The sequence below is a fragment of the Lentzea sp. JNUCC 0626 genome (assembly GCF_043632865.1).
GTDB lineage: Bacteria > Actinomycetota > Actinomycetes > Mycobacteriales > Pseudonocardiaceae > Lentzea.
The window spans coordinates 6,500,205-6,525,155 of sequence record NZ_CP171635.1; the positions used below are offsets into that span (position 1 = coordinate 6,500,205).

28 protein-coding genes are annotated in these 24,951 nt (G+C 67.9%); 11 read left to right on the plus strand and 17 right to left on the minus strand.

Translation table 11 applies throughout. The annotated features are described in order from the left end of the window. Positions 1-7: 7 nt before the first annotated feature. Genes galT through JNUCC0626_RS29530 form a run of 3 tightly spaced genes read right to left on the minus strand, consistent with a single transcriptional unit; the run spans position 8 to position 3,874 of the window. The gene (galT, locus tag JNUCC0626_RS29520; protein ID WP_394614005.1) at positions 8-1,096 is read right to left on the minus strand and encodes a galactose-1-phosphate uridylyltransferase; all 1,089 of its coding nucleotides are present in this window, start codon (positions 1,094-1,096) and stop codon (positions 8-10) included. Continuing rightward, positions 1,093-1,890 carry a DeoR/GlpR family DNA-binding transcription regulator gene (locus JNUCC0626_RS29525; RefSeq protein WP_065914902.1) on the minus strand — a complete coding sequence of 266 codons (798 nt, stop codon included), beginning with the start codon at positions 1,888-1,890 and terminating at the stop codon, positions 1,093-1,095. The genes galT and JNUCC0626_RS29525 overlap by 4 nt, the downstream gene beginning before the upstream one ends. A 1-nt stretch (position 1,891) precedes the next feature. Next, positions 1,892-3,874, minus strand: a complete 1,983-nt coding sequence (locus JNUCC0626_RS29530) for a beta-galactosidase (protein WP_394614006.1) — start codon at positions 3,872-3,874, stop codon at positions 1,892-1,894. A 306-nt stretch (positions 3,875-4,180) separates the two neighbouring features. On the opposite strand from JNUCC0626_RS29530, the gene JNUCC0626_RS29535 reads away from it, so the two are divergent. From JNUCC0626_RS29535 to JNUCC0626_RS29545, 3 genes are read left to right on the plus strand one after another with little or no spacing between them, the layout of a single operon-like run. Then, entirely contained in the window at positions 4,181-5,425 is a 1,245-nt protein-coding gene (locus tag JNUCC0626_RS29535) for an ABC transporter substrate-binding protein (protein ID WP_394614007.1), read from the plus strand. Then, complete coding sequence (locus tag JNUCC0626_RS29540; protein WP_394614008.1) at positions 5,422-6,378, plus strand: carbohydrate ABC transporter permease; 957 nt, start codon at positions 5,422-5,424, stop codon at positions 6,376-6,378. The genes JNUCC0626_RS29535 and JNUCC0626_RS29540 overlap by 4 nt, the downstream gene beginning before the upstream one ends. Then, entirely contained in the window at positions 6,375-7,277 is a 903-nt protein-coding gene (locus JNUCC0626_RS29545) for a carbohydrate ABC transporter permease (protein ID WP_394614009.1), read from the plus strand. Before JNUCC0626_RS29540 ends, JNUCC0626_RS29545 begins: the two co-directional genes overlap by 4 nt. Before the next feature lie 66 nt (positions 7,278-7,343). On the opposite strand, the gene lepB is transcribed toward JNUCC0626_RS29545, so the two are convergent. The 9 genes from lepB to JNUCC0626_RS29590 form a co-directional block, all read right to left on the minus strand. Next, the gene (gene lepB / locus JNUCC0626_RS29550; protein ID WP_394614010.1) at positions 7,344-8,201 is read right to left on the minus strand and encodes a signal peptidase I; all 858 of its coding nucleotides are present in this window, start codon (positions 8,199-8,201) and stop codon (positions 7,344-7,346) included. 10 nt (positions 8,202-8,211) lie between these two features. After that, a complete protein-coding gene (locus JNUCC0626_RS29555; protein WP_394614011.1) occupies positions 8,212-9,597 on the minus strand; it encodes a sensor histidine kinase in 1,386 nt (461 codons plus the stop codon). Next, complete coding sequence (locus JNUCC0626_RS29560) at positions 9,594-10,289, minus strand: response regulator transcription factor (protein WP_394614012.1); 696 nt, start codon at positions 10,287-10,289, stop codon at positions 9,594-9,596. The genes JNUCC0626_RS29555 and JNUCC0626_RS29560 overlap by 4 nt, the downstream gene beginning before the upstream one ends. A gap of 69 nt (positions 10,290-10,358) precedes the next feature. Next, entirely contained in the window at positions 10,359-10,970 is a 612-nt protein-coding gene (locus tag JNUCC0626_RS29565) for a trimeric intracellular cation channel family protein (protein WP_394614013.1), read from the minus strand. A gap of 19 nt (positions 10,971-10,989) precedes the next feature. Beyond that, positions 10,990-11,973, minus strand: coding sequence for a nucleotidyltransferase domain-containing protein (locus JNUCC0626_RS29570; RefSeq protein WP_394614014.1), 984 nt, complete (start codon positions 11,971-11,973; stop codon positions 10,990-10,992). Between the two features lie 11 nt (positions 11,974-11,984). Next, positions 11,985-12,770 carry a class I SAM-dependent methyltransferase gene (locus JNUCC0626_RS29575; protein ID WP_394614015.1) on the minus strand — a complete coding sequence of 262 codons (786 nt, stop codon included), beginning with the start codon at positions 12,768-12,770 and terminating at the stop codon, positions 11,985-11,987. Then, positions 12,770-13,927: a GNAT family N-acetyltransferase gene (locus tag JNUCC0626_RS29580; protein WP_394614016.1), complete on the minus strand. Its 1,158-nt coding sequence runs from the start codon at positions 13,925-13,927 to the stop codon at positions 12,770-12,772. Before JNUCC0626_RS29580 ends, JNUCC0626_RS29575 begins: the two co-directional genes overlap by 1 nt. Before the next feature lie 10 nt (positions 13,928-13,937). Further along, a complete protein-coding gene (locus JNUCC0626_RS29585; protein ID WP_394614017.1) occupies positions 13,938-14,759 on the minus strand; it encodes a 3-hydroxyacyl-CoA dehydrogenase family protein in 822 nt (273 codons plus the stop codon). Next, positions 14,756-15,076: an EthD family reductase gene (locus JNUCC0626_RS29590; RefSeq protein WP_394614018.1), complete on the minus strand. Its 321-nt coding sequence runs from the start codon at positions 15,074-15,076 to the stop codon at positions 14,756-14,758. Before JNUCC0626_RS29590 ends, JNUCC0626_RS29585 begins: the two co-directional genes overlap by 4 nt. Positions 15,077-15,150: 74 nt before the next feature. Between JNUCC0626_RS29590 and JNUCC0626_RS29595 the strand changes: the two genes are divergently transcribed. Beyond that, complete coding sequence (locus tag JNUCC0626_RS29595) at positions 15,151-15,798, plus strand: histidine phosphatase family protein (RefSeq protein WP_394614019.1); 648 nt, start codon at positions 15,151-15,153, stop codon at positions 15,796-15,798. Here the strand turns inward: JNUCC0626_RS29595 and rpmF are convergent. The 3 genes from rpmF to JNUCC0626_RS29610 are packed head-to-tail and all read right to left on the minus strand — an operon-like array spanning position 15,795 to position 17,088. Next, complete coding sequence (gene rpmF, locus JNUCC0626_RS29600; protein WP_394614020.1) at positions 15,795-15,956, minus strand: 50S ribosomal protein L32; 162 nt, start codon at positions 15,954-15,956, stop codon at positions 15,795-15,797. The genes JNUCC0626_RS29595 and rpmF overlap by 4 nt on opposite strands. Beyond that, on the minus strand, positions 15,956-16,207 hold the full coding sequence (locus JNUCC0626_RS29605) for a type B 50S ribosomal protein L31 (protein WP_394614021.1): 252 nt from the start codon (positions 16,205-16,207) through the stop codon (positions 15,956-15,958). Before JNUCC0626_RS29605 ends, rpmF begins: the two co-directional genes overlap by 1 nt. Continuing rightward, positions 16,204-17,088 carry a GTP-binding protein gene (locus tag JNUCC0626_RS29610; protein ID WP_394614022.1) on the minus strand — a complete coding sequence of 295 codons (885 nt, stop codon included), beginning with the start codon at positions 17,086-17,088 and terminating at the stop codon, positions 16,204-16,206. The genes JNUCC0626_RS29605 and JNUCC0626_RS29610 overlap by 4 nt, the downstream gene beginning before the upstream one ends. Positions 17,089-17,137: 49 nt before the next feature. Between JNUCC0626_RS29610 and rpmB the strand changes: the two genes are divergently transcribed. The 4 genes from rpmB to rpsR are packed head-to-tail and all read left to right on the plus strand — an operon-like array spanning position 17,138 to position 18,060. After that, the gene (gene rpmB / locus JNUCC0626_RS29615) at positions 17,138-17,368 is read left to right on the plus strand and encodes a 50S ribosomal protein L28 (RefSeq protein ID WP_394614023.1); all 231 of its coding nucleotides are present in this window, start codon (positions 17,138-17,140) and stop codon (positions 17,366-17,368) included. Beyond that, a complete protein-coding gene (gene rpmG, locus JNUCC0626_RS29620) occupies positions 17,368-17,535 on the plus strand; it encodes a 50S ribosomal protein L33 (RefSeq protein WP_090097319.1) in 168 nt (55 codons plus the stop codon). The genes rpmB and rpmG overlap by 1 nt, the downstream gene beginning before the upstream one ends. Position 17,536: 1 nt before the next feature. Further along, the gene (gene rpsN, locus JNUCC0626_RS29625; RefSeq protein WP_394614024.1) at positions 17,537-17,830 is read left to right on the plus strand and encodes a 30S ribosomal protein S14; all 294 of its coding nucleotides are present in this window, start codon (positions 17,537-17,539) and stop codon (positions 17,828-17,830) included. Continuing rightward, positions 17,830-18,060 (plus strand): 30S ribosomal protein S18, encoded by a 231-nt coding sequence (gene rpsR / locus JNUCC0626_RS29630; protein ID WP_394614025.1) that lies wholly within the window; start codon positions 17,830-17,832, stop codon positions 18,058-18,060. The genes rpsN and rpsR overlap by 1 nt, the downstream gene beginning before the upstream one ends. Here the strand turns inward: rpsR and JNUCC0626_RS29635 are convergent. After that, positions 18,008-18,364 (minus strand): hypothetical protein, encoded by a 357-nt coding sequence (locus tag JNUCC0626_RS29635; RefSeq protein ID WP_394614026.1) that lies wholly within the window; start codon positions 18,362-18,364, stop codon positions 18,008-18,010. The genes rpsR and JNUCC0626_RS29635 overlap by 53 nt on opposite strands. Before the next feature lie 84 nt (positions 18,365-18,448). Between JNUCC0626_RS29635 and bluB the strand changes: the two genes are divergently transcribed. Both bluB and JNUCC0626_RS29645 read left to right on the plus strand, forming a co-directional pair. Beyond that, positions 18,449-19,081 carry a 5,6-dimethylbenzimidazole synthase gene (bluB, locus tag JNUCC0626_RS29640; protein WP_394614027.1) on the plus strand — a complete coding sequence of 211 codons (633 nt, stop codon included), beginning with the start codon at positions 18,449-18,451 and terminating at the stop codon, positions 19,079-19,081. A gap of 36 nt (positions 19,082-19,117) precedes the next feature. After that, positions 19,118-20,611 carry a GGDEF domain-containing protein gene (locus tag JNUCC0626_RS29645; RefSeq protein WP_394614028.1) on the plus strand — a complete coding sequence of 498 codons (1,494 nt, stop codon included), beginning with the start codon at positions 19,118-19,120 and terminating at the stop codon, positions 20,609-20,611. Positions 20,612-20,618: 7 nt separating this feature from the next. Here the strand turns inward: JNUCC0626_RS29645 and JNUCC0626_RS29650 are convergent, their stop codons facing one another. Then, a complete protein-coding gene (locus JNUCC0626_RS29650) occupies positions 20,619-21,266 on the minus strand; it encodes a response regulator (protein ID WP_030481367.1) in 648 nt (215 codons plus the stop codon). Positions 21,267-21,717: 451 nt separating this feature from the next. On the opposite strand from JNUCC0626_RS29650, the gene JNUCC0626_RS29655 reads away from it, so the two are divergent. Next, positions 21,718-24,921, plus strand: coding sequence for a penicillin acylase family protein (locus JNUCC0626_RS29655; protein WP_394614029.1), 3,204 nt, complete (start codon positions 21,718-21,720; stop codon positions 24,919-24,921). Positions 24,922-24,951: the final 30 nt, after the last annotated feature.

Consider the following 24,951-nt stretch of genomic DNA (forward strand, 5'->3'; position numbering starts at 1 on the left):
CTGGGAGCTACTTGTGTGTTCCCCGGAGGCGCTCGGCGATCTGCTCGGGCGTCACGTCGTTGATCCAGACGGCCTCACCGGACTCGGACCCGGCGAGGTACTTGAGCTTGTCCTTCGTCCTCAGCACCGAGAAGACCTGCAGGTGGAGCCACATCTCCTCGCGCCCGGCGTGCACCGGCGCCTGGTGCCACGCGGCGATGTAGGGCAACGGCCGGTCGTAGAGCGCGTCCAGCCGGTGCAACACCTTCAGGTACACCGACGCGAAGTCGTCACGTTCCACAGAGGACAAAGCGGCGATGTCGGGCACCTGCCGCCGAGGCGCCAAAACGACCTCGACCGGCCAGCGGGCAGCAGCCGGCACAAAAGCGACCCAGTGCTCGGACGTCTCCACCACGCGTGCGCCCGCGCGAAGCTCGGCCTCCAGCACGTCGCCGAACAACGGCCGCCCGTGCTCGGCGTGGTAGTCGAGGGCAGCGGAGAGCATCCGTTCGGTCCGCGGCGTCACGAACGGGTACGCGTAGATCTGGCCGTGCGGGTGCGACAAAGTCACACCGATCTCTTCACCGCGGTTCTCGAACGGGAAGACCTGTTCGACCCCTGGCAACGTTGACAAGAAGGCAACGCGATCCGCCCACGCGTCGACCACGGTGCGCACGCGTTCCTGGGACAACTCGCCGAAAGACTTGTTGTGGTCGGACGTGAAGCACACGACCTCACAACGACCACGGCCCGGCGCGCGCACGAACACCGACTCGCCGTCCACAGTGGACGGCACGTCGGGAACGTTCTGCGCCAGCGACGGGAAGCGGTTCTCGAACACCACGACGTCGTACTCGGCCTCGGGGATCTCCGTGGGCCGGCCGGGCGTCGACGGGCACAACGGGCAGAGGTCCGCCGGTGGCTTGTAGGTGCGCGTCTGGCGGTGGGCCGCCATGACGACCCACTCGCGGGTCAACGGGTCCAGCCGTGCTTCGGACATCGGCTGAGTCTCGGGAAGATCCCGGGTGTCCACCGCGACTCTCGGTGGCGCCTCAGCGCTGTCGTCGAAGTAGATGATCTCCCGGCCGTCCGCCAGTTTGCCCGCGGTACGCCTCACGCCAACTCCTCGCCACTTCCCGGTACATGAGCCAACACCAACTCGCCGACCTGCTCGGAGAGGATCGCCCGCGCGTCGTCCGGCAAACCCTCGTCCGTCACGAGGACGTGCGCCTCGTCGAGGTCGGCGATCGTGGAAATGCCGACGGTGCCCCACTTCTCGTGGTCCGCCACCACGACGACGCGTCCGGCCGCGTCGACGAGCGCGCGGTCCGTCTCGCTCTCGTTGAGGTTAGGGGTGGTGAAGCCGGAGCGCTCGGCCATGCCGTGCACGCCCAGGAACACCACGTCGAGGTGCAGCGATCGCAACGCCTGCACGGCCACGGGACCCACCAGCGCGTCGGACGGCGTGCGCACGCCACCGGTCAGCACGACCGTGCGGTCCGTGCGCCCGCTCTGCTGCAACACGTCGGCGACGCGGATGGAGTTCGTGACGACCGTGAGGTCCGGGATGTCGTCCAGGAACCGGGCGAGCGTCCACGTCGTGGTGCCCGCGGACAGACCGATGGCGGTGCCGGGACGCACGAGGCCTGCGGCGGCGGCCGCGATCGCCTCCTTCTCCGGCAGCTGACGGACCGACTTGGCCTCGAACCCGGGCTCGTCGGTGGAGCGCCCGACGACGGACGTGGCGCCGCCGTAGACCTTCTCCACCAGGCCGCGCGCGGCGAGCACGTCGAGGTCGCGGCGCACGGTCATGTCCGAGACGCCGAGCCGCACCACGAGGTCGCTGACGCGCACCGCCCCTGTGCGACGGACCTCTTCGATGATCACGGCTTGCCGTTGACGTGCCAGCACCTCACACCTCTTCCCTGAGGACGACGACGTCCCCGGCTCGCACGGTGAGGCGTCCGGAGACCTGCGTGCCGGACAACACGTCGACACCGGTCGCGTCGATCTCCGCGTCGGCGTCCGTGTGGTTCACGGCGAAGAGAAACGATACGTCTCCCCTGCGCCGCACGAGCTCGATCGGCGAACGCGACACCGCAACGCCCGCACCGGAAAGCGCGTTTTCCACCGTTCGGCCGAGACCGCCCGCGTCGAGATCGCAGGCCACGTACCAGGCGACACCGTTGCCGAACGCGTTGCGTGTCACCGCCGCCACACCGGGCAACGGCCCGTCCGCATAGGAGACAACGACGTCGGCGGTGCGGGTGTGCAGGTGCTCCGTCCACAACGAGGCGGTCGAGCCGTCGCTCAACGAGACCGTCTCGTTCTCCGTCAACGGGTGGAACTCCTCCGACCACACGCCGAGGACGTCCCGGAACGCGCCGGGGTAGCCGCCGAGTCGCACCCGCGTGTACTGGTCGGTGACGCCGGACAGGTACGTGACGACGACGTGCCCGCCGCCCGCCACGTAGTCGGCGACGACGGCCGCGTGCGCGTCGGACACCGCGTAGAACGCGGGCACGACCACGAGCGAGTACTTCGAGAGGTTCGTGCCGGGCGCGACGAAGTCGACCGTGACACCGAGGTCCCACAGCCCCTTGTAGTACCCGAGAACGTGCTGCCAGTAGTCGAAGTCCTGCGTCGGGTGGGCGTCCTGGCGCAGTGCCCAGCCGGACTGGAAGTCGAACAGGACCGCGACCGAAGCGTCCACAGTGGAACCGACGACGTCCGCGAGCTTCGCGTACTCGGCGCCGACCTCGCAGACTTCCCGGTACACCTTGGTGTCCGTGCCGGCGTGCGGCACCATCGCCGAGTGGTAGCGCTCGCTGCCACCGCGCGACTGCCGCCACTGGAAGAACAACGTGCCGTCCGCGCCGCGCGCGATGTTCTGGAACGAGTGCCTGCGTTGCTCGCCCGCCGTCTTGGCGATGTTGCGCCGCTGCCAGTTCACCGCGGACGTCGAGTTCTCCATGAGCAGCCACGGTTTGCCGCCCGCGAGGCCGCGCACGAGGTCGGCGGACATGGCGAGTTCGACGTGCCGGTCCGGTGACTGGGCCTGCGTGTAGTGGTCGTTGGAGACGAAGTCGACCTCGCGCGCCCACTTCCAGTAGTCGAGGTCGCCGAACGTCCAGTTGACCATGAAGTTCGTGGTGATCGGCACGTCCGGCGTGATCAGCCGCAGCGCGTCCCGTTCGGCCTTGTACAACTCCAGGATCGCGTCGTCGGAGAACCTGTCGTAGTCCAGGACGTGCGCCGGGTTCTGGAACGTCGGCGTCACGCGCGGCGGCAGGACCTGCGCGAAGTCGGTGTAGCCCTGGCTCCAGAACGCCGTGGACCACGCGTCGTTGAGCTGGTCGAGCGTGTAGCGGGCCGCCAGCCACTCGCGGAACGAGGCCGCGCACGTGTCGCAGTAGCAGCGCTTCACGTGGCACGCGTACTCGTTGCCGACGTGCCACGCGGCCAGCGCGGGGTGGTCGCGGTAGTGCGCGGCCATCTCGGCGGCGAGCGCCGTCGCCCGGTCGCGGTAGATCGGCGACGTCGGGCAGTACGCCTGCCGCGAGCCGTGCGAGAGCCGCACGCCGTCCGCGCGGACGGGCAGCATCTCGGGGTATTCGGTCGTGAGCCACGGCGGGGGCGCGGCGGTGGCGGTCGCGAGGTCGACCCGGATGCCGCCCTCGTGCAGCAGGTCCATCACGCGGTCGAGCCAGTCGAACCGGTACTCGCCCTTGCTGACCTCGATCTTCGCCCAGCTGAAGATGCCCAGGCTGACCATGGTGACGCCGGCCCGTTGCATGAGCTCGACGTCCTCGGCCCAGACGTGGTCGGGCCACTGCTCGGGGTTGTAGTCAGCCCCCCAGCCGAGCCCTGGCAGGTCCGTTGGCCATGTCGTCACGGCCGCAAGCGTGGCCGACAACAACCCCCAACGTCAACACAAGCAAACATAACTCTGCGTTGAGGTCTGTTCATAAAGTTCCCGGCACGAGTACCGGGAATCGCCAGAACCGTGGCTGTGCACTGGTTTAACAGCTCCGTAACGACACTTGACAGGATGTGTGCCTGGGACCACATTGTGCGCAACTTTGTTTGAGTCCTGTTCGGTTCGCCCGAGCGGTTGTCACCCGTAGGAGCGATGATGGTTCTGCACACGCCTGGTTCCACTCCGTTACCGCACTTCGGTCGGCGAACGATGCTGCGAGTCATGCTGGCCGGCGCCGGCGTCGCCGCGACCGGTGGTCTGCTGTCCGCGTGCGGTGGCGGCGCGAGCTCTGGCGGTGACTCCAAAGTGGTCACCTTCGGCAACAACCTGTCCGACCAGGTGCCGAAGGACGCGATCACCGCTGCCGTGAAGGCCTTCGAGGCCCAGTCGGGCGGCCTGTCCGTCACGATCAACACCAAGCAGCACGAGCAGTACCAGGAACAGATCAACAACTACCTGCAGGGCAAGCCGGACGACGTGCTCGCGTGGTTCGCCGGCTACCGCATGCGGTTCTTCGCCGACCAGGGCCTCACCGGCGACCTCAGCGACCTCTGGGGCAAGATCGGCGGCAACTACTCCGACGCCCTCAAGCAGGCGTCGACGGGCACGGACGGCAAGCAGTACTTCGTGCCGTTCACGCAGTACGCGTGGGGCATGTTCTACCGCAAGAGCCTCTGGCAGGAACGCGGCTACGCGGTGCCGAAGACGCTCGACGAACTCGTGGCGCTCTCGACGAAGATGAAGGCCGACGGCCTCATCCCGATCGCCTTCGCGCAGAAGCAGGGCTGGCCCGCCATGGGCACGTTCGACCAGCTCAACTTCCGCACCAACGGCTACCAGTTCCACGTCGACCTGTTGGCCGGCAAGGAGGACTGGCAGGACAAGCGGGTCAAGGACGTGTTCGACACCTGGAAGCGGCTGCTGCCGTTCCACCAGGAGAACGCGCTGGGCCGCGAGTGGCAGGAAGCCGCGCAGACGTTGCAGCAGAAGAAGTCCGGCATGTACCTGCTCGGCGCGTTCGTCGGCCAGCAGTTCCCGGACGCCGAGAAGGACGACCTCGACTTCTTCCCGTTCCCGGAGATCAACCCGACGCACGGCACCGACACCGTCGAGGCGCCGATCGACGGCTACATGACGGCGAAGAACCCGTCCAATTCGGACGGTGGCCTGAAGCTGCTGGAGTACCTGTCCTCGGCCGAGCCTCAGCTCGCCTACCTGAAGGCCGACCCGACCGCGGTCGCGACCAACCAGAAGGCCGACCAGGCGTCGTACAGCCCGCTGCAGAAGAAGGTCGCGGACACCATCAAGGGCGCCAAGCACATCACGCAGTTCCTCGACCGCGACACCGACCCGGGCTTCGCGAGCGAGGCCGCCACCAACGGCCTGATCGCGTTCATCAAGGACCCGAACAGCGTCGACTCCGTGCTCAAGGGCATGGCTGACCAGGCGAAGAACATCTTCAAGTGACCGCGGTTCAGGAGAAGCCGAAGGCGGTGGCCCCCAGCGGGCCGCCGCCTCGTCGGCGTGGAAAGCGTGCCACGGCCCTCGCCGGCACGGACAAGCTCGTGCTGGCGCTCATGCTCGGCATCCCCACGATCGTGCACCTGCTGTTCGTGTGGATCCCGACGCTGGGCTCGGTCGCGTTGTCGTTCAGCAGGTGGAACGGCATCGGCGGCTTCGAGGACATCGAGTGGATCGGTGTCGGCAACTACGTGGAGATCTTCACCGAGTACCCGCGCTTCTGGCCGGCGGTGCAGCACAACCTGATCTGGCTGGTCTTCCTGCTGGTCGTCCCGACCTCGGCGGGCCTGCTGCTGGCCGTGCTGCTGGACCGGGAGTTGCGCTTCAGCCGCATCTACCAAAGCGCGCTGTACATGCCGATGGTGCTGTCGCTGGCCCTGGTCGGCTTCATCTGGCAGCTGATCTACACCCCGGACGGCGGCCTGCTGAACTCGTTGCTGGGCCTGAGCGCCAACCCGGTCGACTGGATCGGCGACTCGGACATCAACCTCTACGCGGTGCTGGTAGCCGCGGCGTGGCGCCACACCGGCTACATCATGCTGCTGTACTTGGCGGGCCTGAAGTCCGTCGATCCCGCGTTGAAGGAAGCAGCCGCCCTGGACGGCGCCTCCTCGGCGCAGACGTTCTTCCGCGTCACGTTCCCGGTGATGAAGCCCGTCAACATCGTCGTCCTCGTCGTGACGGTCATCGAGGCGCTGCGCGCGTTCGACATCGTCTACGTCATCAACAAGGGCCGCAACGGCCTGGAACTGCTGTCCGTCCTGGTGACCGACAACATCATCGGCGAGGCCTCCCGCATCGGCCGCGGCTCCGCGGTCGCCGTGGTCCTGCTGACGATCTCGCTCGGCTTCATCATCACGTACCTGTACCAGGTGTTCAGCAAGGAGAACCGCGCATGACGGCCACCTTGGAACGCCCAGCGCCCACTCCCGCGCGCAAGCGTGGGGTGACGCCGGCCCGCATCGCCCTGCACGTCTTCCTGATCCTGACGTGCCTGATGACGCTGGCGCCGTTGCTGTGGGCCGTCTACGCGTCGCTGCGCACCTACGAGGACACGTCGGTCAACGGCTACTTCTCGATCGCCAAGTCGTTGACGTTCGAGAACTTCGCCAAGGCGTGGGAGATCGGCGACCTGCCGCACTTCTACTGGAACACGCTGCTCATCACGATCCCGGCGCTCGTCGTCACGCTCGTGCTCAGCTCGATGGTGGCGTTCGGCGTCTCGCGGTTCAGCTTCAAGTTCAACATCGCGCTGCTGATGCTGTTCACCGCCGGAAACCTGTTGCCGCAGCAGGTGATCGTGACGCCGCTCTGGCGCCTCTACCGGCTGATCGTGGTGCCGGAGTGGGTGTCCGAGAGCGGCTCGCTGATCGACTCGCAGCTCGGCGTGATCCTGATCCACATCGCGTTCCAGATGGGCTTCTGCACGTTCGTGCTCTCGAACTACATGAAGACCATCCCGTACGAGCTGACCGAGGCCGCACGGGTGGACGGGGCGTCGGTGTTCCGGCAGTACTGGCAGCTGACGTTGCCGTTGTGCCGTCCGGTGCTGGCCGCCCTGGCGACTTTGGAGTTCACCTGGATCTACAACGACTTCCTGTGGGCGTTGGTGCTGATCCAGGACGGCGACAAGATGCCGGTCACCTCGGCGTTGCAGAACCTGAAGGGCACGTTCTTCACCGACAACAACCTGATCGCAGCGGGCTCTCTCCTGGTCGCGCTGCCGACGCTGGTGGTGTTCTTCGTGCTGCAACGGCAGTTCGTGGGCGGCCTGACCCTGGGCTCGACCAAGGGCTGAGCCCGCCTCCGAAACGCAAAGCGCGCCCCGGCCGTCTGGCCGGGGCGCGCTTTCGTCTGTTTGGGGCTACTTCCCGCCGGTCTGCGGGTTGTAGTCCGAAATCGTCCCCCACCGACCGACCGGGATCACGATCACCCGAGCCTTGCCGACCACGTTGGAAATCGGGATCGCACCATCAGCCGGCGTCGGATCCCCGTGCTTCCGCGAGTCCGACGAGTTGTTCCGGTTGTCACCCATGACCCACAACTTGCCCGCAGGCACGGTGACCTTCTCGAACGCCTCCTGCTGCCGCGGCCCACCACCGAAGTTCAGGTAGGGCTCGTCCAACGGCTTCCCGTCGACCATCACCCGCCCCTGGTCGTCGCAGCACTCGACGGTCTGCCCACCAACAGCGATCACGCGCTTGATGAAGTCGGTCCCGGAAGGCTCCGACAGGTTCACCATCGACCCGAGGTCCTGCAGCGTCCCGACGACGAAGTTGGGCGGCTCCTGGCCCCCGGTCCAGTTCGGCGGACCGCGGAACACGATCACGTCGCCGGGCCGCGGGTCGTTGAACAGGTACGTGATCTTCTCGACCAGCACCTTGTCGTTCACGCACCCGGTGCACCCGTGCAGCGTCGTCTCCATGGAGGCGGACGGGATGACGAAGACGCGCGCGACGAACGTCTGGATGACGACGGTCAGCAGCAGCGCCACGCTGAAGATGACCAGCAGTTCCTTCCAGAACGGCTGTTTCTTCTTCTTTTTGCGGAACCTGGGCTCCGGGGTTTCTTCCTCGTAGGCGGAGGAACGCGACGAACGGTCCTCGTACGACGAAGCTCGCGAAGCGGACGTCGAGAAGCGTGACGTGGGCTCGGCGGGGCCGTCTCCGGAGGGAGGGGTGGTCTCCCAGGTCGACGAATCGTCGTTCACGCGATGACTCACACGCCCCACCTTACGGACGTCCGGGTAGGCGCAACGTGAACAGGGCCCCGCCCTCGGGGGCTCTGCCCGCCGTGGCCGTGCCGCCGTGCCGTTGTGCCACCTGCTTGACGATGGCGAGTCCGAGACCCGAACCCGGCAGGGTCCGTGCCTCGGACGAACGGTAGAACCGCTCGAAAACGTGAGGTAGATCGGCGTCCGCGATGCCGGGGCCCGCGTCCGCGACCTCCACGATGGCGCTGCCGTCCCCCATCTGGCGAAGGGTCAGGCGCACCGCCGAGCCCGAAGGGCTGAACTTCACCGCGTTGTCGAGGAGGTTCAGCACCGCGCGCTCCAGAGCACTGGAATCACCCAGAAGTGTCCACGGTTGCAGCTGCACGTCGAACGTCACGGCGTTCGAGGCGCGGCGGCGCGCGCGGTCCAGAGACCGTTCTACCACCTCGACGAGGTCGACCGGCTCGTGCACGACCTGCGGGGCGTCCTCGCGGGCGAGTTCGACCAGGTCACCGATCAGGGTGGTGAGTTCGTCGATCTGGGCGCGCACGTCGGCCTGGATCTCCGTTTTGTCCTCTTGCGACAACGTCGGGGAGCCCGGGCGTTCGGAGGCGAGCAGCAGTTCCAGGTTGGTGCGCATGGACGTCAGCGGCGTGCGCAGTTCGTGGCCCGCGTCGGCGACCAGGCGGCGTTGGCGTTCCTGCGACTCGGCGACGGCGCCCAGCATCGCGTTGAAGCTGTGAGTGAGACGCGCCAGCTCGTCGTCGCCCGACACCGGGATCGGGGTCAGGTCGCCGGTGTTCGCGACGCGTTCGGTGGCTTCGGTGAGCCGTTGGACGGGTCTCAGACTCGTCCTGGCCACAGCTGTTCCGGCGATGGCCGCCAGCAGCACGCCCGCGCCGCCTATCAGCAACAACACCACGCTGAGCTTCGCCAAAGTAGTCCGCTGCGGCACCATCGACTGGGCGATGATGATCGCCTGGCCCGACTGGTACGGCACGGCGATGACGCGCGACTCGGTCTTGTGGTCGGTCCAGATGAACTCGCCGCGGTCGCCGTCCGCGACGTCCCAGGCCTCCTGGACGGTCGGCGGCGGCTCGGACTCCTTGGGGTACGAGAGCTTGCCGGAGTCCGCCATCAGCACGCCCATCTTCACGTCGCCGGCCGCGAGGAACGCGGCCGGGTAGTTGATGAGCTCGTTCGGGTCGTTGACCTTCTTGCCGTTGGCGACCGTGGCCGCGCGCTGGCGCAGACCGTCGTCCAGCGCGTCGTACGTGCTCTTGCGAACCACCACGTACGCGCCGAGGGACACCAACGCGACGGCACCGGCGACGCAGAACGCCGCGAGCCAGGTGACCCGGGCCCGCAGCGACGCCCTCTGCAGACGCCCCTGCGGTTCGATCACGGAGGGGTCTCCCGCAGCACGTAGCCCACCCCGCGCACCGTGTGGATCAGCCTCGGCTCGCCCTCCAGCTCCGTCTTGCGGCGCAGGTAGCCCACGTAGACCTCGAGAGCGTTGCCCGAGGTCGGGAAGTCGTATCCCCACACGTCCTCCAGGATGCGGCTGCGGGTGAGCACCTGGCGCGGGTGCGCCAGCAGGAGCTCGAGCAGCGCGAACTCGGTGCGGGTGAGGCTGATCGGACGGTCACCGCGGCGGACGTCCCGGGTGGACGGGTCCAGCTCCAGGTCGGAGAACTTCAGCGCGGCCGCGGACTGCTGGGCCGCGTCGTCGTCGTGCGCGGCCCGGCGCAGCAACGCGCGCAACCGGGCGAGCAACTCCTCCAGCGCGAACGGCTTGGGCAGGTAGTCGTCGGCACCGGCGTCCAGACCGGACACCCGATCGCTCACGGCGTCGCGCGCCGTCAGCACGAGAATGGGCAGGTCGTCACCGGTGCTGCGCAGCCTGCGGCACACCTCGAGGCCGTCGAGGCGGGGCATCATCACGTCGAGCACCATCGCGTCCGGCCTGGCGGCGGTCACCGACTCCAGGGCCTGCATGCCGTCTCCGGCAGTCTCGACCTGGTAGCCGTTGAACTGGAGCGAGCGGCGGAGTGACTCCCTGACCGCCCGGTCGTCGTCGACAACGAGGATGCGCATGAGGGCAGTCTTGCCGAGCCATCTGAGAAGTGCCTGAGAAGGGCCTCAACAGCGGGTGTGAATTCGGCGTTAGCCTTCCAGGCCCCTGGCGACGGGTGCGTTCCACTTCCGCCAGAGCGCAATCAGCCTGATGGTGATGATCGTTGCCGCACCGGTCAACGCGACCAGGCCTTTCGGGAATCCGGCCCACTCCCCCGCAGCGACGATGACCGCGCCGGCCAGCGCGGCCACGGCGTAGATCTCTCTCCTGAGGACCAATGGGATCTCACGAAGAAGAAGGTCCCGCAGGGCGCCACCACCGATTCCGGTCGTCATACCGATCAGACAGGCCGCGTAAGGAGTCGCGCCAAGTGAGAGCGCAGTTGACGTGCCGGACGTCACGAACAGACCGAGGCCCACGGCGTCCAACAACAACACCGAGCGGCGGAGCTTCGCGACCTGCGGGTGGAACCAGAAGACGATCAGGCCCGTGCCGCCGGCGACCAGCAGGTACGGCCAGTTCCGCAGCGAGGTCGGCGGGTGCACGCCGAGCAGCACGTCGCGGATGATGCCGCCGCCCAACGCGGTGGTGAGCGCCAGGATGATCACGCCGAACACGTCTAGGCGGGCTCGTACGGCGGCGACCGCTCCGGAGGCGGCGAAGACCGCGATACCGATCAGCTCCAGGACGATGAGCAGCACGAACGGAGAGCGTAGTGCGTTACTTCGGCAGCGCTTCCCGGCGGTAACCGGCCTCCATGCGTCCGCCTGCAGCCATCAACACACCCTCGACGGCGGCGATGAACCGTTCGGCACCGGACCCGCGCACCAACTCGCGGTAGGAGTCCACGAGCTCGTCCTCCCCGGCGTCCCGCAACCGCCGCAGCAGCCACTTGCCGTGCCCGAGCCACCGGTTCCGCACGACCAGCGCCAGCTCTCCCGCGCTGGTCAGCAACCGGGCCGCGACGAACAGCCGTTCGTCCTCGTCCCGCGCCCCGATGAGGTCCTCGAGCAGGTCGGTGGCGCCGTAGCGGCGGTCCTCCAGTTCGGACGCGCTCGCGGGTGCCGGTCCGGCGTCGAGCAACGACCGCGCCTCGGCCCGCATGCGCTGCCCGGTGCCGTCGGAGTCGAGCATGAGGAACCCGTCGGCACACATGTTCAGCAACGGCGGCCGACGGCCCTCGGCGTCGCGGGCCACGAAGTCCCAGAACGACTCGATCGTGTGACAGAACAGCTCGACCGGCCAGCCGCGGTGCCGCAGCGTCTCGCGGAACGCGCCGGGCAGGTCGCGCACGATGACGATCATGTCCAGGTCGGAGTTGGCCGTGTAGGTGCCCGCCGCCACGCTGCCGCCGAGGAACGCCGCCGTCGCGAGCGGGTAGTACGTGTCGAGCAGGTCCCGCGCCACCTGCACCGGGTCCTTGTCCCAGTCCAGCGGGTGGCCGGTGACGTAGTAGTCCTCGTCGGGGTTCAGCGGGCCGAGCACGTGCTCGACGCACGGCCGGATCGCGGGCAGCACCTCGTTCAGGTCGACGAGCCAGGGGTTGTCCTCGGCGTCGAAGAACGGCCTGATCATCAGGAACTCGGTGCGCGAGATCTCCCGCACGCTGACCGGAGCGCCGCTGAGATGCTTGGCATAGCCCTTCAGGCGCCAACCCATGTTGTCGCCGTAGGCATGCCTGACCTCGTCCTGGTCCCCCGCCACAAGCCCATTGTTCACACGCGTGCAACCGCCAGCAAATACCCCAGTGACGGCTGGATCGCGAGCGGCGACAAGATCTCGTCCAAATAGCGGCGCGCTTCTTCTCCGTGCTCCGCAACGAGAGCGTCGTAATGCATGCGCGCACCTTCCTGCATTCGCGGCACGGTCCGGCGCGTCTCGTTGCTCAGGTCCAGCAGTTCCACGACCTGCAAACCCGCTGCCGCCAACAGCTTCGGGTAACCGCCGAACGTCGGCAGCTCCTCGATGTCGTACGTGGTCAAAATGGACTCGATCTGGTCGAGCACGCCGTCCGCGACCGGCCTGCGCTGCACGAAGTCCGACACGACCACCAGACCCGACGGCTTCACGACACGGGCGAACTCGCGCAACACGCCGACGCGGTCCCCCAAGTGCGGCAACGTCTCCACGGCCCACGCCGCGTCGAACGAGTCGTCGGGGAACGGCATCTGGTGCGGGTCCGCGTGCACGAACCGCACCTGGTCGTCCACGAACAGGGCTTCGGCCCGGGAGTTCGCGCGCGAAACGTAGTCGGCGAACGGCGACACCGAGACGATGTCCGCGTGCGAGGCCTCGGCCAGCCGGAACGCGGACGTGCCGACGCGCCGGCCCAGGTCCAGCACGCGCGAGCCGTGCCACGCGCCGAGCTTGTCGATGTGCAGCGCCGTCATGCGTTCGGCGGCGATCCGGTTCGACGACTCGTCCTCTTCGGACGTCCACAGGCCGAAGTGGAGGTTGTGGTCCCAGATCGCGCGCATGACCTCGTGGTAGACGTCGGCCATCAGAAGAAGTCCGCGAGCCGGGGAACGCCGGACGTGCCGGTGAGCTGGTCGAGCACCACCGCGTCGGCCGGGTCGCCCTCCAGCAAACCCGCGCGCCGCAACGCATGCGTGTTCTGCGCACCGGAGAACCACGGCCCCAGCGCGCGGGCGTGCAGCCGGATCGCGCCCGTGCCACCGGGTTCGACGCGCACCGCGCCGTCCTCGACGACGAGCCGGTGCAGGCCCGCGTGCCACGGCGCGTGGGCGTCGACGACCTCCAGGTCCACCACGGTGTCGGCGAGCCGCGGCCAGCCCCGCGCGGCCACGGCGGCGGGCAGGTCGACGACGCGTTGCATCCACGTCGAGCTCCACACCGAGTGACGCATCGGGGTGCTGCCGAGGAAGTTGACCGTGGCCGGGTCGGCGATCAGCACGTCGATCGCCTCGAGCGTGCCCGCCCACGACGCGAGCGAGCGGAGGAGGGTCAGTTGGGCGTCCACGTCGACGGCGATGAGGTCGTGCACCTTGAGGCGGCCCATGTCGCCGCCGGGCTCGCGTTTCGCGGTCAGGTACCCGCGCAGGCCGTTCGGGCCGGGCAGCACCGTCACCAGGTCCATCTCCAGCACCTTCTCGGCGTCGATGCGCGGAGGGCGGCGGTCCGCCATGCCGTCGATCGTCCTGGCCACTTCGAGATAGCAGTCGCGCAACGCGGGGAGATCGCTCCCGGTCGCGGGGCGCGAAGCTATCAGCTCGGCGGGCTTCGGAACTGAGAGCAGCCTGTCCATCGGCAGCTCGACCCACTCGAAGACCCCGGCCTTCTCCCAGCCGCGACCCCGGTACAGCGCGGGCACCGTCGGGTAGAGCGCGGAGATCGGCTGGCCGTGCTCGCGCATGACGTTCAGGGCCGCGTCGAGCAACGCGTTCGCGACTCCCCTGCCGCGGAACGAGCCGTCGACGGCGACGCCGCCGATCCCGCCCATGGGGACCGCGACGCCGCCGTAGAACTGGGCGAACGCACCGACGCCGAGCACACCCGCGGCCTGGCCGTCGATCTCGGCGAGGAGACCGTGCGTACCGTCCCTCATCAACCGCTCGGGCAGTTCGGTCGCGTTGAACGCCACCTTGCGGAGCCGGAACACGGCGTCGCGGTCGTCCTCGGTGTACTCACGGATGCGCACGGACAACTATCTACCAGGAAAAGAAGCCCTGCCCCGTCTTCTTCCCCAGCTCGTTGCGCGCAACCTTGTCTCGTAACAACTGCGGCGGGTCGAACCGGGGTCCGAGCTGTGCCGCGAGGTGCTCGGCGATGGCCAGCCGGACGTCGAGTCCGACCAGGTCGGTGAGCTCCAGCGGGCCCATCGGCCAGCGGTAGCCGAGCTTCATCCCGGTGTCGATGTCGGCGGCGGAAGCGACGCCTTCCTCGACCATCCGGATCGCTTCCATGCCAACGGCGACGCCCAGACGCGAGGTCGCGAAGCCGGGAGAGTCACGCACTTCGATCACGGTTTTCCCCAGTTCTTCAGCCCAGGTTCGCACCTTGGCCACGTTCGCCGGGTCGACGCCGTCGTGGTGCACGAGCTCGACGAGCTGCTGCACCGGAACCGGGTTGAAGAAGTGCATGCCGAGCACGCGTTCGCCGGGCAGTCCGGCGGCGATCTCGGCGATCGAGAGCGACGACGTGTTGGACGCCAGGATCGCGTCCGGGCACTGCGCCGCCGCGTCGCCCAGCACCTTCTGCTTGAGCGGCACGTTCTCCGGCACGGCCTCGACGACGAGGTCGGCGTCCGCCGGCGGCTCACCGATGGTCAGGTTCGCCATCATCGAGTCGGCCGCGTCGATCTGGATCTTGCCCTTGCTCTCGGCCTTCTGCAGCGACGCCTTCACGGCGAGGAACGCGGCGGTCGACCGTTCGGCGTCGGCCTCGACGAGCCACACCTTGTTCCACCCGGTCAGGAACAGGTGCGCGATGCCCGCGCCCATCGTGCCGCCGCCGATGACGACGGCCTTCACGACTCGACCACCTCGGCGGCGAACATGGCGACGAGCTCCATGCCGCCGATCTCGGCGAGGTTGGCGCCCGACGTGGCCCACTCGGGGGACTTCAGGGCAGCCTTGAAGGTCTCTTCGGACGTGAAGTACATCTCGGCGATGAGGTACGGGTCGGTCTCCCCGAGGAAGCCGGCCAGGAACACCTGCTGCACCTTGGCGACCTCGGCGCGGACCAGGCCGGGAACGGAGTTCACCACGGGCAGGTGCGACTCGAAGTACTTCTGGTCGAAGTCCTCGGGGTCCGCCGGCCGCCGGTACAGCGCGATGTACTTGATCATGTGACACCATCCTCCTCGACTCGCCGAGCACTGTAACGCCCGGAGCACCCGGCGGGCTGAGGCACGATGGTGGAGTGCGGATCATCCTGCTGCGCCACGGACAGAGCCTCGGCAACGTCGACGAGCTCGCCTACTGCCGCATCCCCGACCACGCCCTCCCGCTCACGGCGGCGGGCGAGGACCAGGCGCGGGCGGCCGGCGCGACGATCAGGGACCTCGTCGGCGACGGCCCGGTCGCGGCCTACGTCTCGCCCTACAAGCGCACCAAGCGGACGTTCGAACTGCTCGGCGTCGACGCGGAGCGGATCGTCACCGAACCGCGGGTGCGCGAGCAGGACTGGGGCAACCTGCAGGACCCGGTGCAGCAGGAGGTGCTCAAGCACCAGCGGCACGCGTTCGGGCACTTCTTCTTCCGGCTGCCCAACGGCGAGTCGGGCGCGGACGTGGACGACCGGGTGGCGGCGTTCCTCGACGGCCTGACCGTGCGGATGCACAAGGACGAGCACCACCCGAAGACGGTGCTGGTCGTGACACACGGCCTGACGATGAGGTTGTTGTGCCGCAGGTTCTTCGACTGGAGCATCGACCTGTTCGAGTCGCTGTCCAATCCGGACACCTGCGAGAACCGCGTGATCGACCACGACGGCGACGGGTGGAGGCTGGACCGCCCCTTCGACCAGTGGCGCGACGCACCGGACGGAACGGTCCAACACCCGGTCTAGAGAAGGCCTCTTTTGTAAGCCGCGACGAGTCGACGGGGAACGAGGAGTTCCTTGCCGTCCAACGTCCGCACGGTCACCAGGTCCGGCGCGACGGCCTTCCACTGCGACCGGCGGTGCCGCGTGTTGGACCGGGACGTCTTGCGCTTGGGAACGGCCATCAGCGCTCTCGCTTTCCGTAACGGCGGTTGAACTTCTCGACCCGGCCCGCGGTGTCGACGAGCCGTTGCGTGCCCGTCCAGAACGGGTGCGAGTCGGCGGTGACGTCCACGACCAGCAACGGGTACGAGTTGCCGTCCTCCCACTCGATCGTCTTGCTCGACGTCGCCGTCGACCGGGTCAGGAACGTCTTGCCGGTGGACGCGTCCTGGAAGACGACGGGGTGGTAGTCGGGGTGGATTCCTGGCTTCATACGTCCAGCTTTCGGATCGAGTCCACGAAGGACAGTTCGTCGTCGGTCAGCAGCGCCTGAGCGAACGCCGCCGTGATCGTGTCCGGCTCGCCGAGGGTGATCGCCACGATCTGAGTGGTCTTGCCGCCACGGGGCCCGCCTTCGCCGACGTGCATGCCGCAGCCCGCGGATTCCAGGTGCAGCGCCACGTCCGGTTCGTCCGCGACCCAGAGCCGGCCGCGCGAACGCACGACCGTTCCGTCGAGCAACGAGTCGAGGGCGTCGTTCAACCGCGCCGGGTGGAACGGCCGGTCCGCCGTGAAAACCGCCGTCGAGACACCGCATTCCGGCGTCAACGGCATCAGCCGCGGCCGTGTGCTCTTACGCACGCACACCGTTTCCGGCGTGCAGCGGTGGGCGCCGGGAGCGAGCCGGTCGAGCACGGCGAGCGTGCGTTCGTCCGGTTCTCCTTGCAGCACCAGGACGTCCGCGGTCTCGGCCTGCGCGACGACGACCTGCGCCACCGTCCGCTGGTCGCTGACCATGGAGGCGTCGCCGAGGGCGTCGTCCAGCCAGCTGGCCGCGTCGAGCACGGTGATCACGCACTCGACGTCGAGGTCGAGCTTGCGCCGCACCGCGTCGGGTTCCAGCAACGGGTCCAGGTGCAGCACGACCGTGTGGCCCTTGAGGCTCTTGAGCAGCTCACGCAGGTCCTCGCGGACCGTGCAGGACACGCAGCCGTGCAGCAGTTCGACGTCGGTCGCGATGCCGTCGACCCACCGCCGCACGCACGTTTCCGCGGCGACGTGCCGCACGAGCACCGAACCGGGCCGGTCACGCCACACCCGCACGGCGACGTCGTGGTCCACCAGCCCCGCCACCATGACGACAACGGTTTCCATGTGAGGTACCGTAGATGAAAACGAAAGTCGTTTCAATCTGGAGGTACTCGTGCGCTGCCAGCTGACCGGCCGGGAGCCGGGCTTCGGCAACCGCGTCTCGCACTCACAACGCAAGACGCGCCGCCGGTGGGACCCGAACGTCCAGCGCAAGCGGTACTTCGTGCCGTCGCTGAACAGGTTCGTGACGCTCACGCTGTCCGCGAAGGGCATCAAGACCGTGGACAAGATCGGCATCGAAGCCGCCGTGGCGAAGCTGAGGCAGCAGGGGGAGAAGGTCTGATGGCGAAGAGCACGGACGTCCGGCCGATCATCAAGATGAGGTCCACCGCCGGCACCGGGTACACGTACGTGACCCGCAAGAACCGCCGCAACGACCCGGATCGCCTGGTGCTGCGCAAGTACGACCCGGTCGCGCGCAAGCACGTCGAGTTCAAAGAGGAGCGCTGACGTGGCGAAGAAGTCGAAGATCGCCGCGGACCGACGACGCCGCGAGGTCGTGGCCCGGTACGCGGAACGGCGGGCCGAGCTCAAGGAGAAGCTGCGGCACCCCGAGACGCGCGAGGAAGCGTTGCGGGGCCTGCAGAAACTGCCGCGCGACGCGTCCCCGACGAGGTTGCGCAACCGCGATGTCGTCGATGGACGGCCGCGTGCCTACAACCGGAAGTTCGGCCTTTCCCGCGTCCGGCTCAGGGAAATGGCCCACCGCGGTGAGCTGCCCGGCGTGTCGAAGGCGAGCTGGTGATGCGCGAACGGAAGCCGCTCAAGCGCAGGGTGAACCTGCTCGCGAAGGAGGGCGTGACCGTCGTCGACTGGAAGGACGTCACGCTGCTGCGCAAGTTCCTCTCGGACCGGGGCAAGATCCGGTCCCGGCGCGTGACCGGCCTGACGCCGCAACAGCAGCGCCAGGTCGCCACCGCCATCAAGAACGCACGGGAGATGGCCTTGTTGCCGTACCCGTCACAAACGCGATGACCCGCACCGCCGCGCTGGCCAGCAGGGCCAGCGCGGCGAGTTGCACCAGCAACGCGAGCACCCAGGTCGTGTGTTCGTCGACCGTCAGATCGCCACGAACACCCACCAAGAAGGTCGCGTAAAGGCCCCAGCACTGCAGCGCGGCCAAGCCCGCACCGACGATCGTGGTCTTCAGCGAGACGACCACCACGACGGCGGCGAGCAGGATCAGGGCGAGCAGCGGCCAGGCGCCGGTGAACGTGGTCACGCCGACTCCCGCGCCGAATCCGAGCGCCGAGCCGTAACCACCCCTCATTCTTCGCATCCGATCGGTGTATCGCGTCAGGTGAGATCAGCGCCACCTCCCAGGCGTGAAGTTGGTGCTTTCGAGTGAGGCACGATCGGTCGAATGAACCTGTACGACGTGGTCCACCGCCGCAGGGACACCCGCGCCGAGTTCTCCGGTGAAGAAATCCCCGCCGACGTCCTCCGCCGCGTTCTGACGGCCGCGCACGCCGCCCCGAGCGTCGGGTTGTCCCAGCCGTGGGACTTCGTGCTCGTGCGGGACGAGTCGATCCGGCGTTCCTTCCGCGACCACGTTCAGGCCGAACGCAGCGTCTTCGCGGCGCAGCTCGACGAGGAGCGCGCGGAGACGTTCGCGCGGATCAAGGTCGAGGGCGTCATGGAGTCGTCGCTCGGCATCGTGGTCACCTACGACCCCGACCGGGGCTCGCCGGCGGTGCTCGGCAGGCATGCAATTGCGGACGCGGGCTTGTACTCGGTGTGTCTGGCCATCCAGAATCTGTGGCTCGCCGCCACCGAAGAGGGCCTCGGTGTCGGCTGGGTGAGCTTCTACCGAGAAGATGTGCTGCGCCGCCTGCTGGACATCCCCGCCAGGGTCCGTCCGGTGGCGTGGTTGTGCGTGGGACCGGTTCGTTCGCTGCCTGATACGCCCGATTTGGAACGTCACGGTTGGCGCAACCGGCTACCCCTCGACGACGTCCTGCACCACGATCGGTACGGGGCGCGGCACACCCGGTAGCCTGTGCGGGCCGCTCGGCGAGTCGGAACGGAGTCGATGACCGAGGTGGAGCAGCGCGAACCGCTGGTAGCGGGCCAGATTCCGCGATTGGACCTCGAAGTCCGCGCGTTGTACAACGCTGGCCGCGTGCCTGAGGCGAACAGCCTCTTCGACGAGGTGGTCACCAAGGTGTCCCCCGGCGCTGACCGGTGGGTCCGGTCCGCCGTGCTGGTCAACAGGGCCGTGATGGCCTGGCGACTCGGCCGCATCCCCCTCGCGCTGGAACTGGCGGCCGAGGGCTGGACCGACCTCGACGCCGAACGTTCCGACAGCCCGGCCGTGGCCCACACGATGGGCTCGCTCGGTTATCTGATGGAGGGAATCGGCAACCGGCGTGCCGCCCTGGACATGCTGCGGCTGTCCGTCCAAGTGGCACGGCGGGCGGGCAACACCGACGTGCTGGCCCAGTGCCTGCAACGCCTCGGCGGCTCCCTCAACTTCCGCGCCTGCTCCGGGCCTTCCGCCGCGGCGCCCGCGATCTTCGAGGAAGCACTGGCCTACCTGGACGAAGGCCTCGGCATCGTCAAGGACGAGGGTCACCGGCGTGCCCTGCTCGGAGCGTGCGGGCGGTCGCTCGCCGGTGTCGGCCAGCTCGACAAGGCCGAGGAGATGGGCGAGGAGACCCTGCGGCTGTCGTTGGACGCCACCGACCTGTGGGGCATCTCCGTCGGCAACTGGGTCCTCTCCGTCGTGCGCCGCGAACAGGGCGACCTCGACGAGGCGCGCACACTCGCGTCGCGTGCGGTGTCCCACGCCGAACGCATCAACGACACGTCACTGCTGCTGCGGTTCTCCACGGAGCTCGCGGACATCTGCCACGGGCTCGAGGACGCGCAGGGCGAAGCCGAGGCGTTGCGACGGTCCATGCAGGCCTCCCGCACGGCCAGGGAGACGTTGCAGGAGGGCCTCGGCCAGGCGCTGGAACAGCGGCGCGTGGCCGTTCAGGCGCAACGGCTCGCGGTGGCGGCGCAGGAGGCCGCGGCGCGCGATCCGTTGACGGGCCTGGCGAACCGGCTCGGGCTGGAACGCGCGGCCGCCGCGCTGCTGGAGTCGACGGCGGCACGCGGGCGGGTGCCGTGGCTGGTGCTGGTCGACGTGGACTGGTTCAAGAACGTCAACGACGACGCCGGGCACGCGACGGGCGACGCGGCGTTGCGCGAGATCGCGACGCTGCTGCGGCGTGAGTGCCGCGCGGACGATCTGGTGGCGCGCTGGGCCGGTGACGAGTTCGTGGTGCTGCTGGGCGACACCGGGCCGAACATGGACGTCGGCCCGAACGTGGCGGAGCGGATCCGCGCGGCCGTCGACGGGCACGACTGGACGATGGTGCTGGGCGCGGTCCGCCGCCCGACCGTGAGCATCGGCGTGGCGGCGGGACCGGCCAAACTGGACCAGCTGTTCGCGGCCGCGGACATGGCGCTCTACCGCGCCAAGCGCCACGGCCGCAACAGGGTCGAGGTCGAGCCCTCGGTGGACGAGGTCGTGCCGTAGCGGCCCGTCAGGCGATCAGGCCGCCGCGGTAGGCCACCAGCGCGGCCTGCACGCGGTTGACCGCGCCGATCTTGCCGAGCACAGACGAGACGTAGCCCTTCACCGTCGCCTCCGACAGGTGCAGGGTGCCGCCGATCTCCGCGTTGGACATGCCCTGACCGATCAGCACGAGCACCTCGCGCTCGCGTTCGGACAGGCTCTGGAGAAGCCGTCGCGCCGGCTCCGCCATTCGTTCGCCGTCGGCCACCGCCGCGAGAACTCTCGCCGCGACGCCGGGGTCGAGAACTGCTCCCCCGCGCGCGAGATCACGCACGGCTTTGACGAGCTGTTCCGGTTCGGTGTCTTTGAGAAGGAAGCCGGCCGCGCCGAGACGCAGTGCTTCCGAAACGTATTCGTCGACGTCGAACGTGGTCAGGATGCAGACCCTCGGTGGGTCCGGCAGGGTCCGCAGCCTCCGCAAAGCCACGAGTCCGTCCGAGGTGCGCATCCGGATGTCGAGCAGAACCACGTGCGGACGGTGCTGGCGCGCCAGGTCGGCTACCAGGTGTCCGTCATCGGCCTCAGCAACAACTTCGATGTCTCCGACGCTGCTCAGGATCATGCGAAGGCCGGAACGGACGAGATCCTCGTCGTCGGCCAGCAGAACCTTGATCACGACGCCTCCCGCATTGGCGTTCCGTGCTCCCTCATGTTCGTGATCTTCGCGTACGCACGCCGAAGGTCACGTTAATTCTCAGTTATCTCATCATGTGGTAACGGATTTTCGAGATCACCGGCAACGTTCACAGTTACCGGAATTGGCCGCTGACTTCGCTGCGTAGGCAAGCCACCAGGGCTTTAGAGGCATCTTCGGAACTGTGCGTGACCAAAACTGGAAATCCCACTGAGTGGAATGGCGTACCAGAAACACGAGTCCACCCTCGGTAATCCGATTCAGATGTCTCGTTTGGCCTCGTTTCTGCCCATATGGCTTTTCGATGGGTTTCCGCATCGATACAGAGGCCTCGGCTCGGTTCCGGAAAACGCGAAGGTCTTTCGCAATAGCTCTACCGGAAAGTAACGTGCGTCACAACAGCCCTGCCCTGCACGGAGAGGAGCTTCGCGCGATGCGGAGAGCCAATCCGGTGACGTCCCTGCTGGCGACTGCCGCCGTCACCGCCTCCCTTCTGATCGTCCCCACCGCCGCTCAAGCCGACGAACCGCCGCGGGCGGCCGCGTTCGCCGCCGACGACTACTGCCTCGGGCAGTGCGGCGAAATCGTGCCGCCCGGCAACAACGGCAACGCGACGCTGGCCGAGATCCTCACGCACAAGGCGTTCGGCACCAGGCCCGCGCACTCGGCCGACCAGCTCGGCAAGTACGACGCCCTGGTGTCCGGATACTCCGGCCTGACCAACTCCCAGCTGACGGACTTCTTCAACGACGCGTCGTTCGGGGTGCCGTCGGACCAGGTGGAGAGCACCGTTCGGCCGCGGTCGGACGTGACGATCGTGCGGGACAAGAAGATCGGCATGCCGCACATCACCGGCACCACGCGGTCCGGGACGATGTTCGGCGCCGGGTACGCGGCCGGCCAGGACCGGCTGTGGCTGATGGACCTGTTCCGCCACCTCGGCCGCGGCCAGCTCACCGGGTTCGCGGGCGGCGCGCCGTCCAACCGGGTGCTGGAGCAGAGCTTCTACAACCAGATCCCGTACACCGAGGAGGACCTGCAGAAGCAGATCGACTCGGCGGCAGCGAACGGCGGTGAGCGCGGGCGGCAGGCGTTGGCCGACGTCAACGACTACATCGCCGGTATCAACGCCTATCTGACCCAGTCGGTGTCGGCGCGGAACTTCCCCGGCGAGTACGTGCTGACCGGGCACGCCGACGCGATCACGAACTGGAACGACATCCAGCCGTTCAAGTCGACCGACATGGTGGCGATCGCCGCGGTGGTCGGCGGTCTGTTCGGCGCGGGCGGTGGCGGTGAGGTGCAGTCGGCGCTGGTGAAGCTGGCCGCGCAGAACCGGTACGGCGCCGCGGTCGGTGAGCAGGTGTGGCAGGCGTTCCGGGCGCAGAACGACCCCGAGGCCGTGCTGACCCTCCACGACGGACAGTCCTTCCCGTACTCGGCCTCCCCCGCTTCGCCTGCCGGGGTGGCGCTTCCCGATGGCGGTTCGGTCACGCCGGAGCGGATGGTCTACGACGAGGTGGGCGGGACGGGTGCTCCCGTTGCCGTTCCGGCCTCTGCCGAGGTGGCGAAGGCCCGTGGGATCTTCGAGGACGGCGTGCTGCCGCCCGACCTGTTGAACAAGAAGCACGGCATGTCGAACGCCCTGGCCGTGTCGGGTGCTCACACGGATTCGGGCAACCCGGTCGCCGTGTGGGGGCCGCAGACCGGGTACTTCGCGCCGCAGTTGCTGATGCTGCAGGAGCTCAACGGCCCGGGGATCCGTTCGCGCGGGGTGTCGTTCGCCGGCGTTTCGATGTACGTGCAGCTCGGCCGTGGTGTCGACTACTCGTGGAGCGCGACTTCGTCCGCGCAGGACATCATCGACACCTACGCCGTCGAACTGTGCAACGCGGATGGTTCTCCTGCTTCTGCCGCTTCCACGTCGTACGTGTTCCACGGTGCTTGTCTGCCGATGGAGCGGTTGGAGCGCAAGAACGCCTGGAAGCCGACCGTTGCCGACGGGACTCCCGCCGGCTCGTACACGCTGGTGATGTACCGGACCAAGTACGGGCTGGTGACGTCGCGGGCGACCGTGGGCGGCAAGGTCGTGGCGTACACGACGTTGCGGTCGACCTACATGCACGAGGTCGACTCGATCATCGGGTTCCAGGAGCTCAACGATCCTGGGGCGATCCGTTCGGCCGCGGACTTCCAGCGGGCGGCGCACAAGATCGGGTACGCGTTCAACTGGTTCTACGTGGACTCCCGTGACACGGCGTACTTCAACTCGGGCCTGAACCCGATGCGCCGGTCCACTGTGGATCCGAACCTGCCGGTCTGGGGCCGGGCCGAGTACGAGTGGGTGGACTGGAACGGCGATACGAACGTGAGCGCCGTGCTGCCGTTCGCAGGGCACCCGAACTCGATCAACCAGGACTACTACATCTCGTGGAACAACAAGCAGGCCAAGGACTTCACGTTCGGCGGGTTCGGCCACAGCGCCGTGCACCGCGGTGACCTGCTGGACCGCCGGGTTCGTGCGCTGCTTTCTTCTGGCCAGAAGGTGACTCGTGCCGCGCTGACCCGCGTGATGGCCGAGGCGGCCGTGGCGGACCTGCGGGCCGAGCAAGTGCTGCCCGAGTTGCTCAGGGTCGTGGAGTCCGCTCCCGTCGATCCTTCCCTTGCCCCGGCCGTGGCGGCGTTGAAGGCGTGGCAGGCCTCCGGCTCGTTGCGCAAGGAGACCGCGAAGGGCAGCAAGACCTACGGGCACGCCGAAGCCATCCGGATTCTCGATGCCTGGTGGCCGTTGCTGGTCGAGGCGCAGTTCAAACCATCGCTGGGTGATGGGTTGTACAACGCCGTCGTGGCGGCCCAGCAGATCGACGAGTCACCGTCCGACACGCACGGTGCCGCGCCGCACAAGGGTTCCTCGTTCCAGTACGGCTGGTGGGGCTACGTGGACAAGGACCTGCGCAAGGTCCTGGGCGACCCGGTGCAGGGCGCGTTCCCGCAGTCCTACTGCGGTGGCGGCACGTTGTCCGGCTGCCGCACGGCCCTGGTGACGTCGTTGTCCGCGGCCGTGGCCAAGCCCGTCGGGACCGTCTATCCGGGCGACGCCGACTGCGCCGCAGGCGACCAGTGGTGTGCCGACACGATCATCCACCGCGCCATGGGCGGCATCACCCAGGACAAGATCCACTGGCAGAACCGCCCGACGTACCAGCAGGTCGTGCAGTTCCCGTCCCGCCGCGGCCAGAACATCACCAACCTGGCTGCAGGTAAGGCGGCCACCGCGTCGTCCCACGAATCGGGCTGGAACAACCTGCCGCCGTCGAACGCGGTCGACGGGAATCCGACCTCTCGCTGGGCGAGCGACTGGAACGACAACCAATGGATCCAGGTCGACCTTGGCTCTGTGCAACGGATCGGTCGCGCCGTGTTGCGCTGGGAGTCGGCGTTCGGCAAGGGCTACCGCATCGAGATTTCCAATGACGGCACGAACTGGCGGAACGTTTTCTCCACAAGTGCTGGCGATGGCGGCGAGGATGTCGTAGCGTTCTCACCACAGGACGCGAGATACCTCCGGATGACCGGTACCCAACGGTCGGGTCAGTACGGATACTCCCTGTACGAGCTTGAGGTCTACGTTTCGTAGGCCTTCGAGATGAGGACGCCGATCCACCCC

Coding starts and splice junctions, on each gene's coding strand:
- JNUCC0626_RS29535 (WP_394614007.1), top strand. CDS start 4,181: ATGCTGGCCGGCGCCGGCGTCGCCGCGACCGGTGGTCTGCTGTCCGCG.
- JNUCC0626_RS29545 (WP_394614009.1), top strand. CDS start 6,375: ATGACGGCCACCTTGGAACGCCCAGCGCCCACTCCCGCGCGCAAGCGT.
- JNUCC0626_RS29560 (WP_394614012.1), bottom strand. CDS start 10,289: ATGCGCATCCTCGTTGTCGACGACGACCGGGCGGTCAGGGAGTCACTC.
- JNUCC0626_RS29575 (WP_394614015.1), bottom strand. CDS start 12,770: ATGGCCGACGTCTACCACGAGGTCATGCGCGCGATCTGGGACCACAAC.
- JNUCC0626_RS29590 (WP_394614018.1), bottom strand. CDS start 15,076: ATGATCAAGTACATCGCGCTGTACCGGCGGCCGGCGGACCCCGAGGAC.
- rpmF (WP_394614020.1), bottom strand. CDS start 15,956: ATGGCCGTTCCCAAGCGCAAGACGTCCCGGTCCAACACGCGGCACCGC.
- JNUCC0626_RS29605 (WP_394614021.1), bottom strand. CDS start 16,207: ATGAAGCCAGGAATCCACCCCGACTACCACCCCGTCGTCTTCCAGGAC.
- JNUCC0626_RS29610 (WP_394614022.1), bottom strand. CDS start 17,088: ATGGAAACCGTTGTCGTCATGGTGGCGGGGCTGGTGGACCACGACGTC.
- rpmG (WP_090097319.1), top strand. CDS start 17,368: ATGGCGAAGAGCACGGACGTCCGGCCGATCATCAAGATGAGGTCCACC.
- rpsR (WP_394614025.1), top strand. CDS start 17,830: ATGCGCGAACGGAAGCCGCTCAAGCGCAGGGTGAACCTGCTCGCGAAG.
- JNUCC0626_RS29635 (WP_394614026.1), bottom strand. CDS start 18,364: ATGCGAAGAATGAGGGGTGGTTACGGCTCGGCGCTCGGATTCGGCGCG.
- bluB (WP_394614027.1), top strand. CDS start 18,449: ATGAACCTGTACGACGTGGTCCACCGCCGCAGGGACACCCGCGCCGAG.
- JNUCC0626_RS29645 (WP_394614028.1), top strand. CDS start 19,118: ATGACCGAGGTGGAGCAGCGCGAACCGCTGGTAGCGGGCCAGATTCCG.
- JNUCC0626_RS29655 (WP_394614029.1), top strand. CDS start 21,718: ATGCGGAGAGCCAATCCGGTGACGTCCCTGCTGGCGACTGCCGCCGTC.